The sequence below is a fragment of the Arthrobacter sp. 05L421 genome, from assembly GCF_056397785.1.
Genome location: NZ_JBFTOC010000016.1, coordinates 21,466 through 37,283, shown reverse-complemented (window position 1 = coordinate 37,283; position 15,818 = coordinate 21,466). Strand labels below are relative to the sequence as shown.

12 protein-coding genes are annotated in these 15,818 nt (G+C 67.9%); 11 read left to right on the top strand and 1 reads right to left on the bottom strand.

Features of this window, described 5'->3' with window-relative positions; genetic code table 11:
* Positions 1 to 80 precede the first annotated feature (80 nt).
* Complete coding sequence (gene hisF / locus AC1DKQ_RS16840; RefSeq protein ID WP_476885798.1) at positions 81 to 857, top strand: imidazole glycerol phosphate synthase subunit HisF; 777 nt, start codon at positions 81 to 83, stop codon at positions 855 to 857.
* 117 nt (positions 858 to 974) lie between these two features.
* On the opposite strand, the gene AC1DKQ_RS16835 is transcribed toward hisF, so the two are convergent.
* The gene (locus tag AC1DKQ_RS16835) at positions 975 to 1,619 is read right to left on the bottom strand and encodes a TIGR03085 family metal-binding protein (RefSeq protein ID WP_476885797.1); all 645 of its coding nucleotides are present in this window, start codon (positions 1,617 to 1,619) and stop codon (positions 975 to 977) included.
* A 176-nt stretch (positions 1,620 to 1,795) separates the two neighbouring features.
* Here AC1DKQ_RS16835 and hisI point away from each other — a divergent pair, with 176 nt between their 5' ends.
* The 10 genes from hisI (at position 1,796) to AC1DKQ_RS16785 (ending at position 15,774) form a co-directional block, all read left to right on the top strand.
* A complete protein-coding gene (gene hisI, locus AC1DKQ_RS16830; protein ID WP_476885796.1) occupies positions 1,796 to 2,242 on the top strand; it encodes a phosphoribosyl-AMP cyclohydrolase in 447 nt (148 codons plus the stop codon).
* 114 nt (positions 2,243 to 2,356) lie between these two features.
* Positions 2,357 to 3,934 carry an anthranilate synthase component I gene (locus AC1DKQ_RS16825; RefSeq protein WP_476885795.1) on the top strand — a complete coding sequence of 526 codons (1,578 nt, stop codon included), beginning with the start codon at positions 2,357 to 2,359 and terminating at the stop codon, positions 3,932 to 3,934.
* Complete coding sequence (locus AC1DKQ_RS16820) at positions 3,934 to 4,578, top strand: Trp biosynthesis-associated membrane protein (RefSeq protein WP_476919623.1); 645 nt, start codon at positions 3,934 to 3,936, stop codon at positions 4,576 to 4,578. Before AC1DKQ_RS16825 ends, AC1DKQ_RS16820 begins: the two co-directional genes overlap by 1 nt.
* A gap of 96 nt (positions 4,579 to 4,674) precedes the next feature.
* Entirely contained in the window at positions 4,675 to 4,962 is a 288-nt protein-coding gene (locus AC1DKQ_RS16815) for an HGxxPAAW family protein (RefSeq protein ID WP_229995248.1), read from the top strand.
* A 2-nt stretch (positions 4,963 to 4,964) separates the two neighbouring features.
* Entirely contained in the window at positions 4,965 to 5,783 is an 819-nt protein-coding gene (gene trpC / locus AC1DKQ_RS16810; protein ID WP_476885793.1) for an indole-3-glycerol phosphate synthase TrpC, read from the top strand.
* A gap of 125 nt (positions 5,784 to 5,908) precedes the next feature.
* Complete coding sequence (gene trpB, locus AC1DKQ_RS16805) at positions 5,909 to 7,261, top strand: tryptophan synthase subunit beta (RefSeq protein WP_476885792.1); 1,353 nt, start codon at positions 5,909 to 5,911, stop codon at positions 7,259 to 7,261.
* Positions 7,258 to 8,091 (top strand): tryptophan synthase subunit alpha, encoded by an 834-nt coding sequence (trpA, locus tag AC1DKQ_RS16800; RefSeq protein ID WP_476885791.1) that lies wholly within the window; start codon positions 7,258 to 7,260, stop codon positions 8,089 to 8,091. Before trpB ends, trpA begins: the two co-directional genes overlap by 4 nt.
* A 3-nt stretch (positions 8,092 to 8,094) precedes the next feature.
* Positions 8,095 to 9,441, top strand: a complete 1,347-nt coding sequence (lgt, locus tag AC1DKQ_RS16795; RefSeq protein WP_476885790.1) for a prolipoprotein diacylglyceryl transferase — start codon at positions 8,095 to 8,097, stop codon at positions 9,439 to 9,441.
* 266 nt (positions 9,442 to 9,707) lie between these two features.
* Positions 9,708 to 14,324, top strand: coding sequence for a glutamate synthase large subunit (gene gltB / locus AC1DKQ_RS16790; protein WP_476885789.1), 4,617 nt, complete (start codon positions 9,708 to 9,710; stop codon positions 14,322 to 14,324).
* Positions 14,317 to 15,774 carry a glutamate synthase subunit beta gene (locus AC1DKQ_RS16785; RefSeq protein ID WP_476885788.1) on the top strand — a complete coding sequence of 486 codons (1,458 nt, stop codon included), beginning with the start codon at positions 14,317 to 14,319 and terminating at the stop codon, positions 15,772 to 15,774. The genes gltB and AC1DKQ_RS16785 overlap by 8 nt, the downstream gene beginning before the upstream one ends.
* The last annotated feature ends 44 nt before the right edge of the window (positions 15,775 to 15,818 follow it).

Genomic DNA, 15,818 nt, shown 5'->3' with positions numbered 1-15,818 from the left:
CCCCGCCGGGTCCGGCCAGCGGGTTCCTCCGGAAATCACCCCTGCCGCAATTAGCCTCCAGCAAAACATCAGGAGAAGTCATGACTGTTGCCGTGCGCGTCATCCCGTGCCTCGACGTCGATGCCGGCCGCGTGGTCAAGGGCATCAACTTTGAGGGTCTCCGTGACGCCGGGGACCCGGTGGAACTGGCACACCGCTACGACAACAGCGGCGCCGACGAGCTGACCTTCCTTGACGTCACGGCGTCCTCCGGCAACCGGGAGACCACGTTCGACGTCGTCCGCCGCACCGCCGAGGAAGTCTTCATCCCGCTGACGGTCGGCGGCGGCGTCCGCGGCGTGGCTGAGGTGGACAAGCTCCTGCGCTGCGGCGCGGACAAGGCCGCCATCAACACCGCGGCCGTGGCCCGGCCGGACGTGATCGACGAGATCACCCGGCACTTCGGTTCCCAGGTCCTGGTGCTCTCCCTCGACGCGCGGCGCACCCGTCCGGGCTCGCAGCCCACGGCGTCCGGCTTCGAGGTCACCACGCACGGCGGACGGCAGGGGACCGGGATCGATGCCATCGCCTGGGCTCGGGAAGCTGCGGACCGCGGGGTGGGTGAAATCCTGCTGAACTCGATCGACGCCGACGGCACCAAGGACGGCTTCGACCTGGAACTGATCCGTCTGGCGCGGGGCGGGGTCAAGGTCCCGCTCATCGCCTCCGGCGGCGCGGGCAAGCCGGAGCACTTCCCGCCGGCCGTGGCAGCAGGGGCAGACGCCGTCCTGGCGGCCTCGGTCTTCCACTTCGGCCCGCTGGACATGATCGCGCAGGTCAAGGCCGCGATCCGCGAGGCAGGCTTCGAAGTCCGCTGATTCCATCGGATCAAAGCAACGCGGGGTCACTTACCGCCCATCCCGGAAGGGTTTATGGGCCGTAAGTGACCCCGCGTTGTTTGGTTCTGCGGAGGTCCTGCGGAGGTTCGGGAGGAGTTAGAGGCCGACTTCGGCGGACTGCAGGAGCGCGACGGCGTCGGGCTGGCCCTCGAACGTCACCAGGGCGTGGCGGGTGCGGCCGTGGGCGTGCATGAGCAGCTCGCCCGGCTCGCCGACGATGGCCACGGACACGGGAGCGCGTTTGGCCACATGACGCGGACCGGACGGGCTCACCAGCACAATGCCCAGATCCACGCCGCGGTACAGGATGGCGGCGCGCTTGACTAGCTCATCCCACAAAGCGTCCGAGTAGGCCTGGTCCAGAGCCCGCGGGGCCCAGCGGTCCACGGCGCGGCGGACGTCCTCGGTGTGCACAAAATACTCGATCAGGTTGGAGCTCTCGTCCAGGGCCTTGATCCGCAGCGGCGAGAGCGCCGGGGGGCCGGAACGGAAGTCGTTGATGAGCTTGGCGTAGTCCTCGGGGGTCTTCAGAGAGCTCGCCAGTTCGGCTGTCGCATGGTCTGAGGCCTTGGAGAGGCGTTTGATCAGCAGGCCGAGTCCGACGGCGATTTTCCGCTCGCGCAAGTACAGGTGCGCCGCAAGATCGCGCGTGAGCCAGCCTGCGCAGAGCGTGGCGGCATCAGGGCCGGCCGCAAGCAGGGTTTCGGCCAGGACTTCTCGGGACGGTTCGACGAAATGCATCACTTGTGAAACTAGCACGAGACGGCCGCGAGTGGGCACAGGAATCGCCGCCGTGACCGTGCCTGGCGGCATGATCCGGCGGGTGAGCACTGCAGGCGCCGCGATTGGGCCACAGTGTTAAGCGACGGGACGGCCCGCAGGCCGCCGGCACGCCCGGAGGCACTAGACTTGATCTGATGTCTGAGCAGCCCGCCCCCGCCCCCAGCCCCGTCAATGACAGTGCCATCCCCGTCACCAGCGCTGTCGGTGGCAGTCCCGTCAACGGCAGCCCCCTGCCGGCCGGACTGGCGGACGCCCTGAAGCGGGACAGTGCAGGACTGGTGGCCGCGATCGTCCAGCAGTTCGATACTCACGAGGTCCTGATGCTGGGCTGGATGGACGATGAGGCGTTGCACCGCACCATGACCAGCGGCCGCGTGACGTTCTTTTCGCGGTCCCGCCAGGAGTACTGGCGCAAGGGTGACACCTCCGGGCATGTGCAATGGGTCAAGTCGCTCGCCATGGACTGCGACGGCGATGCCCTGCTGGTCCGCGTCGACCAGGTCGGCGCAGCCTGCCACACGGGAACCCGGACCTGCTTCGACGGCCGCGAGCTCGACGCCGTCGTCGGCCACGGGGGCTAAGCCCCTGCAGTAGGAGACCCGCAACAGGACACACAGCTTCACGAACCGGACCCACACAGATCCATGACCGGATCCGGGACCGGTCCACCTAAAGAACAGGCGGAAAGCACAGCCATGCAGGACCTTGGAATCATCAGCCCCGGCCTCGAAGAGTTCCGTGAACTCGCAGGCCACAGCCGCGTCATCCCCGTCCGGCTCAAGGTGCTGGCTGACGCCGAAACCCCGATCGGGCTCTACCGCAAGCTCGCCCAGGGCCAGCCTGGCACGTTCCTGATGGAATCGGCGGCGGTCGGAGGCGCCTGGTCCCGCTATTCCTTCATCGGCTCCCGCTCCCGGGCGACCCTCACCACCAAGGACGGCAGTGCGCACTGGCTGGGCGAGCCCCCGGTCGGTGTGCCGCTGGACGGCAGCCCGGTGGACGCCATCCGCGACACCGTTGCGGCGCTCCGCACCGAACGCTTCGACGGCCTCCCGCCGTTCACGTCCGGCCTGGTCGGATTCCTCGGCTGGGAAACAGTCCGGCACTGGGAGAAGCTGACCACCCCGCCGGAGGACGACCTCCAGCTGCCGGAAATGGCCCTCAACCTCGTCACGGACATGGCGGTCCACGACAACATGGACGGCACCGTCCTGCTGATCGCCAACGCCATCAACTTCGACAACAGCACCGAACGCGTCGACGACGCCTGGCACGACGCCGTCGCCCGCGTCAAAGCCCTGCTGGACAAGATCAGCCGCCCCGTGGAACAGCCTGTCTCCGTGCTCGAAACGGCCGCCCTGGATTTCGCGTCGAGCGTGCAGGAACGCTGGGACGAATCCGAATACCTGGCTGCCCTGGACCGCGGCAAGGAGGCGATCGTGGACGGCGAGGTCTTCCAGGTGGTGATCTCCCGCCGCTTCGAAATGGAGTGCGGCGCCGACCCCCTCGACGTCTACCGGGTCCTGCGGAACACCAACCCCAGCCCCTACATGTACCTCTTCAGCTTCGAGGACGCCGCGGGCCGCGAATACACAATCGTCGGCTCCTCGCCGGAGGCCCTCGTCACCGTCACCGGGGACGAGGTCATCACGCACCCCATCGCCGGGTCACGGCCGCGCGGCAAGACGGTGGAGGCGGACAAGGCGCTGGCCGAGGAACTGCTGGCGGACGAGAAAGAACGCGCCGAGCACCTCATGCTGGTGGACCTGTCCCGCAATGACCTCTCCAAGGTCTGCGTCGCAGGATCCGTCGACGTCACCCAATTTATGGAAGTGGAACGCTTCAGCCACATCATGCACCTGGTGTCCACGGTGGTGGGCGAGCTGGCCCCGGCCGCCAAGGCCTACGACGTCCTCAAGGCCACATTCCCGGCCGGTACCCTCTCCGGTGCCCCGAAGCCGCGGGCCCTGCGTCTTCTGGACGAACTTGAACCGCACCGGCGCGGCATCTACGGAGGCGTGGTGGGCTATTTGGATTTCGCCGGGGACATGGACATGGCGATCGCGATCCGCTCCGCCCTGCTCCGGGAAGGACGCGCCTACGTCCAGGCCGGCGGCGGGATCGTGGCAGATTCGGTCAACCCCACCGAGGCCCAGGAAACCGTCAACAAGGCCGCCGCCCCGCTCCGGGCTGTCCACACGGCCAGTTCGCTGCACAACATCAACGGTGACGCCGTCACCGACTCAGCACCCGACGCCGGGGCGGATTCCTGATGGGACAGCCGGAAGGAACCGTGAAGAGCACCACTCGTCCAGCCGTCCCCGGATGGGCCCGCAAGTCCACCCTGGTCCTGGTGATCGCCGCCCTGGCGCTGGCCGTGTTCGGGACCACCACCCAGACCTGGCTCACCGTGCACCTGGACCCCGCTCAGCTCGGCGCGGCCGTGGCCAGCCAGGACGGGCTGCAGGTCCAGGGCAGCAAGGCTGCCACCACTGTGACGGCCCTGGCCCTTGTCGCCCTCGCCGGCGGCCTCGCGGCCTCCATCGCCGGCCGCGTGGCCCGCTGGGTTATCACGGCGATCATCCTCCTCACGGCCGCGGGGATCGTGGCCGCGGCGGCCGTGGTGCTGGCGGACCCGCTGTCCGCCGCGCAGGGATCGATCGCTGCCGCCACCGGGATCAGCGGCAGCACCGTGCAGGTGGACGTGACAGTGTTCCCCCTTCTCGCCGTCGTCGCCGGTGCCCTGTTGGGAATTAGCGCCTTTGCGATCGTGCCGGCCGGCCGTTACTGGAAGAGCCGCACCAAATATGACGCGGCAGACGCCGGCGGAACTGCAGCCGGTGGTGCTGCCTCGGCCGCGCCCGCGGACGAGATTGACAGCTGGGACCGGTTGTCCCGCGGTGACGACCCCACCTGAGCCGATGCCGCGGCGAGCAACGGTGCCGGCAACGGTGCCAATAACGCCGCCAAAAAATGGCAGAATGTAAGCAGTATTCATCCTGAGGAGATTTCAATGAGCAAAGCCACTGTTTCCGCATCCACGTCCGCTGCGCCGAAGGGCGTCTACGACGACGTCGATCACAGCGAAGCGCCGGGTCACGGCAACAGCCCGGCCGCATGGACTTGCGTGATCGTGATGCTGGTCGGCGCCCTCATTGCGTCCATCGCCTTCGTCATCGCCAACACCCCCATCTTTGTCGCGGGTGCGGCAATCATGGTGATCGGCCTGCTCGCCGGCTGGGCCATGCGCAAGGCCGGCTACGGCGTCGGCGGCAGCAAGCTGAAGAACTCCGGCCACTGAGCGTGAGCGTTCTCGACGACATCAACGCCGGTGTCCTGGAGGATATGCAGGCACGCCAGCGCCTGGTCACGCTCGCGGAACTGAAGGAGCGCGCCGCCGCGGCAACGCCCGCCCGTGACGCCTGGGCCGCCCTGGGCGGGACCTCCAGCACCCGGGACCAACTCAAGGTCATCGCCGAAGTCAAGCGCCGCAGCCCGTCCAAGGGCAGGCTCGCGGACATCGCCGATCCCGCGTCCCTCGCCGCGCAGTACGCCGACGGCGGGGCGGCAGTGATCAGCGTCTTGACCGAGGAACGCCGCTTCGGGGGCTCCCTCGCGGACCTCGACGCCGTCCGGGCCGCAGTGGACATTCCGCTGCTGCGCAAGGACTTCATGGTGGACGAGTACCAGATCTGGGAGGCCCGGGCCCATGGTGCCGACCTGATCCTGCTGATCGTGGCCTCGCTCTCTGACGCCCAGTTGCGCGAATTCACGGCCCTCAGCCGCGGGCTCGGCATGAACGTGCTGGTCGAGACGCACACCGCCGAGGAAATCGAGCGCGCGGTCGCCGCGGAGGCCCGGATCATCGGCGTCAACGTGCGCAACCTCAAGACGCTCGACGTCGACCGTTCCGTTTTTGCGGAGCTGGCCGGCGGCATTCCCGCCGGCGCCCTTGTGGTGGCCGAATCCGGTGTGCGCGACGTGGAGGACGTCAAGCATTACGCGGCCCGCGGCGCCAACGCGGTCCTGGTCGGCGAGGCGCTGGTCAGTGACGCGACGCCCCGCGAGCGGATCGCCGAATTCATGGCTGCCGGCGCAACGGCGATCGCCGCCCGCGCCTGAGCCCGGCCGGTCCTGGCGCCTCCGTCCGGACCGTATGCGGTACCGGGCCCGCAATTTGCCCGGACAATGAGCGGATCTCGTCTGCAGATCCGCAAAGCTAGCAGTGGAACAGGATGGTGAGACTGATGGTCGATGCGCCAGCAGCCGGCTCTGACGAAAGTGCCGTGGACGCGTTCCTGCAGGGCGGCCGCCCCCAGGAGCCTACGGCACAGGGCGAACCGTCTCTGCGGCACGCCCCGGGGCCCTACTTCGGAGGCTACGGCGGGCGCTGGATGCCCGAGTCGCTCATCGCGGCCCTGGACGAGCTCGAGGACACCTTCGAGAAAGCCAAGGCCGACCCCGACTTCACGGCGCAGATCTCCGACCTGAACAAGAACTACTCCGGCCGCCCGTCGCTGCTGACCGAGGCCAAGCGCTTCGCCGAGCACGCCGGCGGGGTGCGGATCTTCCTCAAGCGCGAGGACCTCAACCACACCGGCTCGCACAAGATCAACAACGTTATCGGCCAGGCCCTGCTCGCCAAGCGGATGGGCAAAACCCGCGTCATCGCCGAGACCGGTGCCGGTCAGCACGGCGTTGCCAGCGCCACGGCGGCAGCCCTGCTGGGCCTGGAATGCGTGGTCTACATGGGCGCCGAGGACTGCCGCAGGCAGTCCCTCAACGTGGCCCGGATGGAGCTCCTCGGCGCCACGGTCATCCCGGTGACCAACGGATCCCAGACGCTTAAGGACGCCATCAACGAGGCCCTGCGCGACTGGGTCGCGAACGTGGGCAACACGCACTACCTCCTGGGCACCGCCGCCGGCGCGCACCCGTTCCCGGCAATGGTCCGCTACTTCCACGAGGTGATCGGCGAGGAAGCCCGGGGCCAGATCCTGGATCAGACGGGCCGGCTTCCGGACGCCGTTTGTGCCTGCATCGGTGGCGGCTCCAACGCGATCGGCATCTTCCACGGCTTCCTCGATGACCCCTCGGTCAAGATCTACGGCTTCGAGGCCGGCGGCGAGGGCGTCGAAACCGGACGCCACGCGGCCACCATCACCCTCGGCAAGCCCGGTGTGCTGCACGGTGCGCGCTCCTACCTCATGCAGGACGACGACGGCCAGACCATCGAGTCCCACTCCATCTCGGCGGGCTTGGACTACCCCGGGGTCGGCCCCGAGCACTCCTACCTCGCCGACATCGGTCGGGTCAGTTACGAGCCCATCACGGACAGCGAAGCCATGGAGGCCTTCCGGCTCCTGTGCCGCACCGAGGGCATCATCCCCGCCATCGAATCTGCCCACGCCCTCGCCGGCGCCATCAAGGTGGGGCAGCGGCTCGCCTCCGAGGATGCCAGCACGGCGTCCGAGAAGATCGTGATCGTGAACCTCTCCGGCCGCGGCGACAAGGACGTGGCGACCGCCGCGGAATGGTTCGACCTGTTGGACAAGGACTCACCCGAAGCCGAAATCGCCAAAGAGGGGGAACAGCTGTGAGCACCAGCCAGGACGGCACGCAGAACGCCGCCGAGCACGCCAGCAAGTCGGCAGCGGCCATTGACCGCGCCCGCGCCCAGGGTCGGGCGGCCTTGATTGGCTACCTGCCCGCCGGCTACCCGAGCGTTGCAGACACCATTGCGGCCGGCATCGCACTGGCCGAGAACGGCGCCGACCTCATCGAGATCGGCATCCCGTACTCCGATCCGGTCATGGACGGCCAGGTCATCCAGGCGGCCACGACGGAGGCCCTGGCGAACGGTTTCCGCGTCCGGGAGGTCTTCGACGTGGTCCGCGGCATCACGAGCAAGACCGACGCCGCCGTGCTGGTCATGACCTACTGGAACCCCGTGGTCCGGATGGGCGTGGATGAGTTCTCCCGCCGCCTGGCCGAGGCCGGGGGAGCCGGGCTGATTACGCCCGACCTCATCCCGGACGAGGCCGCCGAATGGATGGCAGCCTCGGAGAAGTACGGACTGGACCGGGTGTTCCTGGTGGCCCCCTCGTCTTCCCCCGAACGCATGAAGCGCACTGTCGACGCGAGCCGCGGCTTCGTGTACGCCGTCTCCATCATGGGCGTCACCGGCGCCCGGACCTCGGTCAGCTCGGCGGCCAGGAATGTTGTGGCCGCCGCGCACGCCGCCGGCGCCGAACGCGTCTGCGTGGGCCTGGGCGTCTCCAACGCCGGCCACGTCCGGGAGATCGCCGAGTATGCGGACGGTGTGATTGTGGGCACCGCCCTGGTCGCGGCAATCCGGGACGGCGGCGTGGATGCGGTAGCCTCCCTGACGAAAGACCTCAGCACCGGCCTTACCAAGGAAGAAGCGTAAGCAATGCAGTCAGTCCTCCACGCGGCGGCGATGATTCCCGCGAGCATTCCGAGCCCGAGCTGGTCCGGATTCGACATCCCGCTGCCGTGGGGAGCACTGCGTATCCACGCCTACGCCCTGTGCATCCTCGCCGGCATCATTGCCGGCCTGTGGCTCACGTCCGTCCGCTGGGCGCGTCGCGGCGCACCTGAGGGCAGCGTCTGGGACATTGCCATCTGGGCCATCCCGTTCGGCATCATCGGCGGACGGCTCTACCACGTGTTCTCCTCGCCGGATGCCTACTTTGGTCCCGGGTTCGATGGCACGGGCGACCTGTCCCTGATTCCGCAGATCCAGCGTGGCGGCCTGGGCATCTGGGGCGCCGTCCTGCTGGGCGCCGTGGGCGCCTGGATCGGGTGCCGGCGCGCCGGGGTGAAGCTGACCGCCTTCATGGACGCGGCGGCCCCCGGGCTGCTGCTGGCCCAGGCGATCGGCCGGTGGGGCAACTACTTCAACCAGGAGCTCTTCGGCGGCCCCACCACGCTTCCGTGGGGGCTGCAGATCGATCCCAACAGCCCGAACTTCCCGGCGGGCATGCCGCCAGAGACGCTCTTCCACCCGACGTTCCTCTACGAGTCGTTGTGGAACCTGGCCGGCGTGCTGATCCTGCTGGCCCTGGACCGGCGATTCAGCTTCCGCCGCGGCCGCCTCTTCTGCGTCTACGCCATGTACTACACCCTGGGCCGTGTCTGGATCGAGGCCATGCGGATCGACGACGCCGAGCAGATCAGCCTCTTCGGGATCACCACCAGGCTCAATGTCTGGACCAGCATCATCGTCTTTGCCGGTGCCCTGCTCGCCTTCATCCTTCTCGGCCTCCGCAAGCGCTCCGAGCCGGACACTGTGTTCCTGCCGGGCCGCGCACCGGCGGAGACTAAGCCGGTTGAGGCAGAGACGGACGCTGAAGCGGCCGACGTCGACCGCCCCGCCGACGTCCACCGCACCACCGACGCCGGGCGCACCACCGACGCCGGGCGCACCACCGACGCGACAGGCGCCGCAGGTGCGGGAGGCACCACCGCCGGACCGGCCGCCGTCGTCGGGACGAACGAAGTGCGGGCGAATGACGCCGAGGGAGAACGCAGCACCGTTCCCGCGGAAGCAACAACCATCCGCCATGCGGACTCTGCTGTCTCAGATAGTGAATCCCGTGCTAATCTCCGGAATAACCAAAGCGGACCAGTTCGCGCATCCGAGGATGCGGACAAGGACTCCACCGGCGGCACCGCGCCCGCCACAGGAGCTCCGGCAGCCGGAGTATCCGGACGCCAGGGAACTGGAAGCGCGCCGGAGGCTGAGGGCACCAAGTAGCTCAGCAGCGGTATCTCGGGTTGCGGAGCCACCGCTCGCAGGACCCGAACCCCCACAGCGTCGTGGCAAGAAGGCTTGCTGCGGACAGCAGATCGACGCTGTCCGTGCAAGCCTGGGCCAGCACCTGCGTAACTGTTAGTACAGGAGGCCGGGCTGGCCTACAATTCCAGTTAGAAAAACACTCTGTTGCGCCCATCACACCGGCCTGCTGAGTGGGGCCAATGTTGTCCCTCCCATACGCACGATCAGGAGGAAGGACGTCTCCAATGACCCAAACTCTTCACAGCCCCAGCTGGTCCGATCCGGACCCGACTTCGGCTGCCGAGTCACCCTTCAGCCGGTTCGCGGCGATTCCGGCAGCTGCCGGTCTCTACAACCCGGAGAACGAGAAGGACGCCTGCGGCCTGGCCATCATCGCCACGCTCCGCGGCGAGCCCGGCTATGACATCGTCGACGCCGCCCTGACCGCCCTGCGCAACCTCGAGCACCGAGGTGCCGTGGGCGCCGATGAAGGTACCGGTGACGGCGCCGGCCTCCTCATGCAGGTGCCGGACGAATTCTTCCGCGCGGTTACCGACTTCGAACTTCCGGCCCCCGGCCAGTACATCGTGGGAACCGCCTTCCTGCCCGCCGAGCAGCGCGAATCCGACGCCGCACGCGCCGGCATCGAAGGCCTCGCCGCAGATGAGGGCCTGACAGTCCTGGGCTGGCGCGACGTCCCGATCGTGGCCGACCTGGTCGGGGCCATGGCCCGGGCCTGCATGCCGCACTTCTCGCAGCCCTTCTTCGCCTCCAGCACCGGCGAAACCCTCGAGCGCAACGAGCTCGATTCCCGCGCCTGGCGGATCCGCAAGCGCGCCCAGAACAAGTTCGGCGTGTACTTCCCGTCGCTGTCCTCGCGGACCATCGTCTACAAGGGCATGCTCACCACTGCGCAGCTGGAGCCGTTCTACCCGGACCTGTCGGACAAGCGCTTTAAGACCAAGCTCGCGATCGTCCACTCGCGCTTCTCCACCAACACGTTCCCGTCCTGGCCCCTTGCCCAGCCGTTCCGCACCATCGCGCACAACGGCGAGATCAACACTGTCAAGGGCAACCGGAACTGGATGCGGGCACGCCAGTCGCAGCTGGCCAGCCCGCTGCTGGGGGACTCACCCGAAGAGCTGTTCCCGATCTGCACCCCGGGTGCCTCGGACTCCGCCTCGTTCGACGAGGTCGCGGAACTGCTCTGGCTCTCCGGCCGGCCCATCACGCACTCGATCATGATGATGATCCCGGAGGCGTGGGAAAACCACGCCACCATGGATCCGGCCCGCCGTGCCTTCTACGAGTACCACTCGATGCTCATGGAGCCGTGGGACGGACCGGCGGCCGTCTCCTTCACCGACGGCAATCTGGTCGGCGCCACCCTGGACCGCAACGGTCTGCGCCCTGGCCGGTACTGGATCACCGAGGACGGCCTCATCATCTTCGCCTCCGAGGTCGGCGTGATCGACGTCGAACCCTCCAAGGTGGTCAAGAAGGGCCGCGTCTCGCCGGGCAAGATGTTCCTGGTCGACACCGAGGCAGGTCGGATCATCGACGACGCCGAGGTCAAGGCAGAGGTCGCCGCCGCGAACCCGTGGGCCGAATGGGTCAAGGACAACCTGATCGACCTCAACCACCTGCCCGAACGCGAGCACGTGGTCCACACCGCCGCCTCAGTCAACATCCGCCAGCGGACCTTCGGCTACACCACCGAGGAACTGAAGATCCTGCTGGGCCCGATGGCCCGCACCGGCGCCGAACCTCTTGGTGCCATGGGTTCCGACACCCCGGTGGCCGTGCTCTCCAAGCGGCCGCGGCTGCTCTTCGATTACTTCGTGCAGTCCTTCGCGCAGGTCACCAACCCGCCGCTGGATGCCATCCGTGAAGAGCTTGTCACGTCCCTGATGTGCGCGATCGGCCCGAACGGCAACCTGCTGGACACCACCCAGGTCCGCCAGCCGCAGGTCTCGCTGCCGTTCCCCGTGATCAACAACGACCAGCTCGCCAAGATCGCGAACATCGAGAGCGCCGACGGCGGCAAGGTCGCCATGAAGGTCCGCGGACTGTACCGCCCGGAAGGCGGCGAGAACGCCCTCCGCGCCCGGCTCACCGAAATCTGCGAGCAGGTCTCCGGCGCCATCAACCGCGGCGTCCAGTACGTGGTGCTCTCGGACCGCGACTCGAACGCCCAGTGGGCCCCGATCCCGTCCCTGCTGCTCGTCAGCGCCGTGCACCACCACCTCCTGCGCAGCGCCAACCGGACCAAGACCGCCCTCGTGGTGGAGGCCGGCGACGTCCGCGAGACGCACCACGTCGCCGTACTCATCGGCTACGGCGCCTCCGCCGTGAACCCATACCTGGCCATGGAATCCGTGGAACAGCTCATCGCCACCGGCGACGTCGTGGGCGTCACAGCGCAGGACGGCGTCTACAACCTGATCAAGGGCCTCGGCAAGGGCGTCCTGAAGATCATGTCCAAGATGGGCATCTCCACCGTGGCCTCCTACACGGGCGCCCAGACCTTCGAGGCCCTCGGCCTCGGCCAGGACCTGGTGGACGAGTACTTCTCCGGCACACATTCCCAGCTCGGCGGCGTCGGCCTCGAAGTCATTGCCGCCGAAGTCCTGGCCCGCCACCGCATGGCCTACCCGGAGAACGGCATCGAACTGCCGCACCAGCCCCTGCTCGGCGGCGGCGAATACCAGTGGCGCCGCGACGGCGAACCCCACCTGTTCAACCCCGAGACCGTCTTCCGGCTCCAGCACGCCACCCGTGAACGCCGCTACGACATCTTCAAGGCCTACACCCGCGGCGTGGACGATCAGTCCGAGAACCTCATGACCCTGCGCGGGCTGCTGAAGTTCAAGTCCGGTTCGCGTCCCGCGGTGCCGCTTGAGGAAGTGGAACCGGTTTCCAGCATCGTCAAGCGGTTCTCCACCGGCGCCATGAGCTACGGCTCCATCTCCAAAGAGGCCCACGAGACCCTCGCGATCGCCATGAACCGGCTGGGCGGCAAGTCCAACACCGGTGAAGGCGGCGAGGACGTGGACCGCCTGCTCGATCCCACCCGCCGTTCCGCGGTCAAGCAGATCGCCTCCGGCCGCTTCGGCGTCACCAGCCTGTACCTGTCCAACGCGGACGACATCCAGATCAAGATGGCGCAGGGTGCCAAGCCCGGCGAAGGCGGCCAGCTGATGGCGCAGAAGGTCTACCCCTGGGTGGCCCGCACGCGGCACTCCACCCCCGGCGTCGGCCTCATTTCGCCGCCCCCGCACCACGACATCTACTCGATCGAGGACCTCGCGCAGCTGATCTACGACGCCAAGCGCGCCAACCCCTCGGCCCGGGTGCACGTCAAGCTCGTCTCCGAGGTCGGGATCGGCACCGTGGCGGCAGGCGTCACCAAGGCCAAGGCCGACGTCGTGCTGGTTTCGGGCCACGACGGCGGTACCGGCGCCTCGCCGCTGAACTCGCTCAAGCACGCCGGTGTCCCCTGGGAACTCGGCCTCGCCGAGACCCAGCAGACCCTGATGCTCAACGGCCTGCGCGACCGTGTGGTGGTGCAGGTCGACGGCCAGCTCAAGACCGGCCGCGACGTCGTCATTGCCGCGCTGCTCGGCGGCGAGGAGTTTGGTTTCGCCACGGCTCCGCTGGTGGTCTCCGGCTGCATCATGATGCGCGTCTGCCACCTGGACACCTGCCCAGTGGGAGTCGCAACCCAGAACCCCGAGCTGCGCTCCCGGTTCAACGGCAAGCCCGAGTTCGTGGTGAACTTCTTCGAATTCCTTGCCGAGGAAGTACGCGAAATCCTCGCGGAACTGGGCTTCCGCAGCATCGAGGAGGCGATCGGCCATGCCGAGATGCTCGACTCCCGCGACGCGATCAACCACTGGAAGGCCGAGGGGCTGGACCTGGATCCGATCCTGCATGGCCTCGAGTTCGACAAGGATGCGCCGCTGCGCAACCTCACCGGCCAGAACCACGAACTCGACAAGCACTTCGACCAGCGCCTGATCGCCATGGCAGCCGAAGCGCTCAGTGACCGCACACCGGTGAAGATCTCCGTGAACGTCATCAACACGGACCGCTCCGTCGGCACCATGCTCGGCCACGTGGTCACGAAGACCTTCAGCACCGACGTCCTGGCCACGGACACCATTGACATCACGCTCAGTGGCACCGCCGGCCAGTCACTCGGGGCGTTCCTGCCGGCTGGCATCACGCTGCGCATGTTCGGCGACTCGAATGACTACGTCGGCAAGGGACTGTCCGGCGGCCGCATCATCGTCCGGCCGGACCGCACCAACGTGTTCCCGGCCGAGCGGAACGTGATCGCGGGCAACGTGATCGGCTACGGCGCCACGAGCGGTGAAATGTTCCTGCGCGGCCAGGTGGGCGAACGCTTCCTGGTCCGCAACTCAGGGGCCACCGCGGTGGCCGAAGGCATCGGTGACCACGGCTGCGAGTACATGACCGGCGGCCAGACGCTGATCATCGGCCGCACCGGCCGCAACTTCGGTGCCGGCATGTCCGGCGGCACGGCCTACGTGCTGGACCTGCAGACCGAACGCGTCAACAAGCAGGCCCTCGAGTCCGGTGAGCTGAAGCTGGTCGAGCTCGACGCCGAGGACCGCGACATCGTCCACGGGCTGCTGGTCAAGCACGTCGAGGAAACCGAGTCGCTGCTTGGGGCCCGGCTGCTCGAGAACTTCGATGACACCGCAGCCCGCATAACCAAGGTGCTGCCGCGCGACTACGCGGCCGTCCTGCAAACCCGTCTTGACGCCATCGAAGAGGGCCTGGACCCCGACGGCGAAGAAGTTTGGTCTCGAATCCTGGAGGTGACCGGTGGCTGATCCACGCGGATTTCTGAAAGTACGTCAGCGCGAAACCCAGCCCCGCCGTCCCGTTCCGGTCCGCATCATGGACTGGAAAGAGGTCTACGAGGCCCAGGAAAAGGGTGTCCTGAAGAGCCAGGCCGGCCGCTGCATGGACTGCGGCATCCCGTTCTGCCATCAGGGCTGCCCGCTGGGCAACCTCATTCCGGAATGGAACGACCTCATCTGGCGGGACAAGGGCGAGGAAGCGATGGAGCGGCTGCACGCCACCAACAACTTCCCCGAGTTCACGGGCCGGCTGTGCCCGGCCCCCTGCGAGGCGTCGTGCGTGCTGGGCATCAACCAGCCCGCGGTGACCATCAAGCAGGTTGAGGTGTCCATCGTGGACCAGGCCTTCGAGAACGGCTGGGTCAACCCCCTGCCGCCGGCGCGACTGACCGGCAAGACGGTCGCCGTCGTCGGTTCCGGGCCCGCCGGGCTCGCCGTCGCCCAGCAGCTGACCCGGGTGGGCCACACTGTGGCTGTTTACGAGCGCGACGACAAGATCGGGGGGCTCCTGCGCTACGGGATCCCCGACTTCAAGATGGAAAAAGAGCAGGTGGACCGCCGGCTCGAGCAGATGAAGGCCGAGGGCACCAGGTTCCGCACCGGCGTGGCCGTCGGCACGGACGTGACGTGGGAGCAGTTGCGCCGCCGGTACGACGCCGTCGTGATCGCCACCGGCGCCACCGTCCCGCGTGACCTGCCGATCCCGGGCCGCCAGCTCGAGGGCATCCACTTCGCGATGGACTACCTCGTGCCGGCCAACCGGGTGGTGGCGGGGGAGACCGTGGAGAACCAGATCAACGCCGCGGGCAAACACGTCGTCATCCTCGGCGGCGGCGACACCGGCGCCGACTGCCTCGGCACCGCGCACCGGCACCAGGCCGCATCAGTGACCACCCTCGCGATCGGCAAGCAGCCGCCCGTCGAGCGTGCCGGCCACCAGCCTTGGCCGACGTTCCCCACCTTGTTCGAGGTCGCCAGCGCGCACGAGGAAGGCGGCGAACGCACCTATCTCGCCTCCACCGTGGAGTTCGTCGGGGAAAACGGCAAGGTCACGGGCGTCAAGGTGGCGGAGACGGAATTCGTCGACGGCAAGCGCCTCCCGAAGGCCGGTACCGAGCGGATCGTCCCCGCGGACCTCGTCCTGCTGTCCCTGGGCTTCACCGGCCCCGAGCCTGCAGGGATCACCGCCCAGGTCCAGGCCGACTTCGACGGCCGCGGCAACGTGGCCCGGGACGGTTACTACATGACCAACACTGAGGGCATTTTCGTAGCCGGCGACGCCGGACGCGGCCAGTCGCTGATCGTCTGGGCCATCGCCGAAGGGCGCGCCTGCGCGGCCGCGGTGGACAAGTTCCTGATGGGCAGCACCATACTGCCGGCACCCGTGGCGCCGACCGACCGTGCGATGGCTGTTCTGTAGTTCAACAGCTCGAGTCCAGCAGGTCGAGTCCAACAGCTCGTCCG

Bases quoted from the DNA above. Each gene is read 5' to 3' on its own strand.
- AC1DKQ_RS16815 (WP_229995248.1), top strand. From the start codon at position 4,675: ATGAGCAAAGCCACTGTTTCCGCATCCACGTCCGCTGCGCCGAAGGGC.
- gltB (WP_476885789.1), top strand. From the start codon at position 9,708: ATGACCCAAACTCTTCACAGCCCCAGCTGGTCCGATCCGGACCCGACT.
- AC1DKQ_RS16835 (WP_476885797.1), bottom strand. From the start codon at position 1,619: ATGCATTTCGTCGAACCGTCCCGAGAAGTCCTGGCCGAAACCCTGCTT.
- hisI (WP_476885796.1), top strand. From the start codon at position 1,796: ATGTCTGAGCAGCCCGCCCCCGCCCCCAGCCCCGTCAATGACAGTGCC.
- hisF (WP_476885798.1), top strand. From the start codon at position 81: ATGACTGTTGCCGTGCGCGTCATCCCGTGCCTCGACGTCGATGCCGGC.
- trpB (WP_476885792.1), top strand. From the start codon at position 5,909: ATGGTCGATGCGCCAGCAGCCGGCTCTGACGAAAGTGCCGTGGACGCG.
- lgt (WP_476885790.1), top strand. From the start codon at position 8,095: ATGCAGTCAGTCCTCCACGCGGCGGCGATGATTCCCGCGAGCATTCCG.
- AC1DKQ_RS16820 (WP_476919623.1), top strand. From the start codon at position 3,934: ATGGGACAGCCGGAAGGAACCGTGAAGAGCACCACTCGTCCAGCCGTC.
- AC1DKQ_RS16825 (WP_476885795.1), top strand. From the start codon at position 2,357: ATGCAGGACCTTGGAATCATCAGCCCCGGCCTCGAAGAGTTCCGTGAA.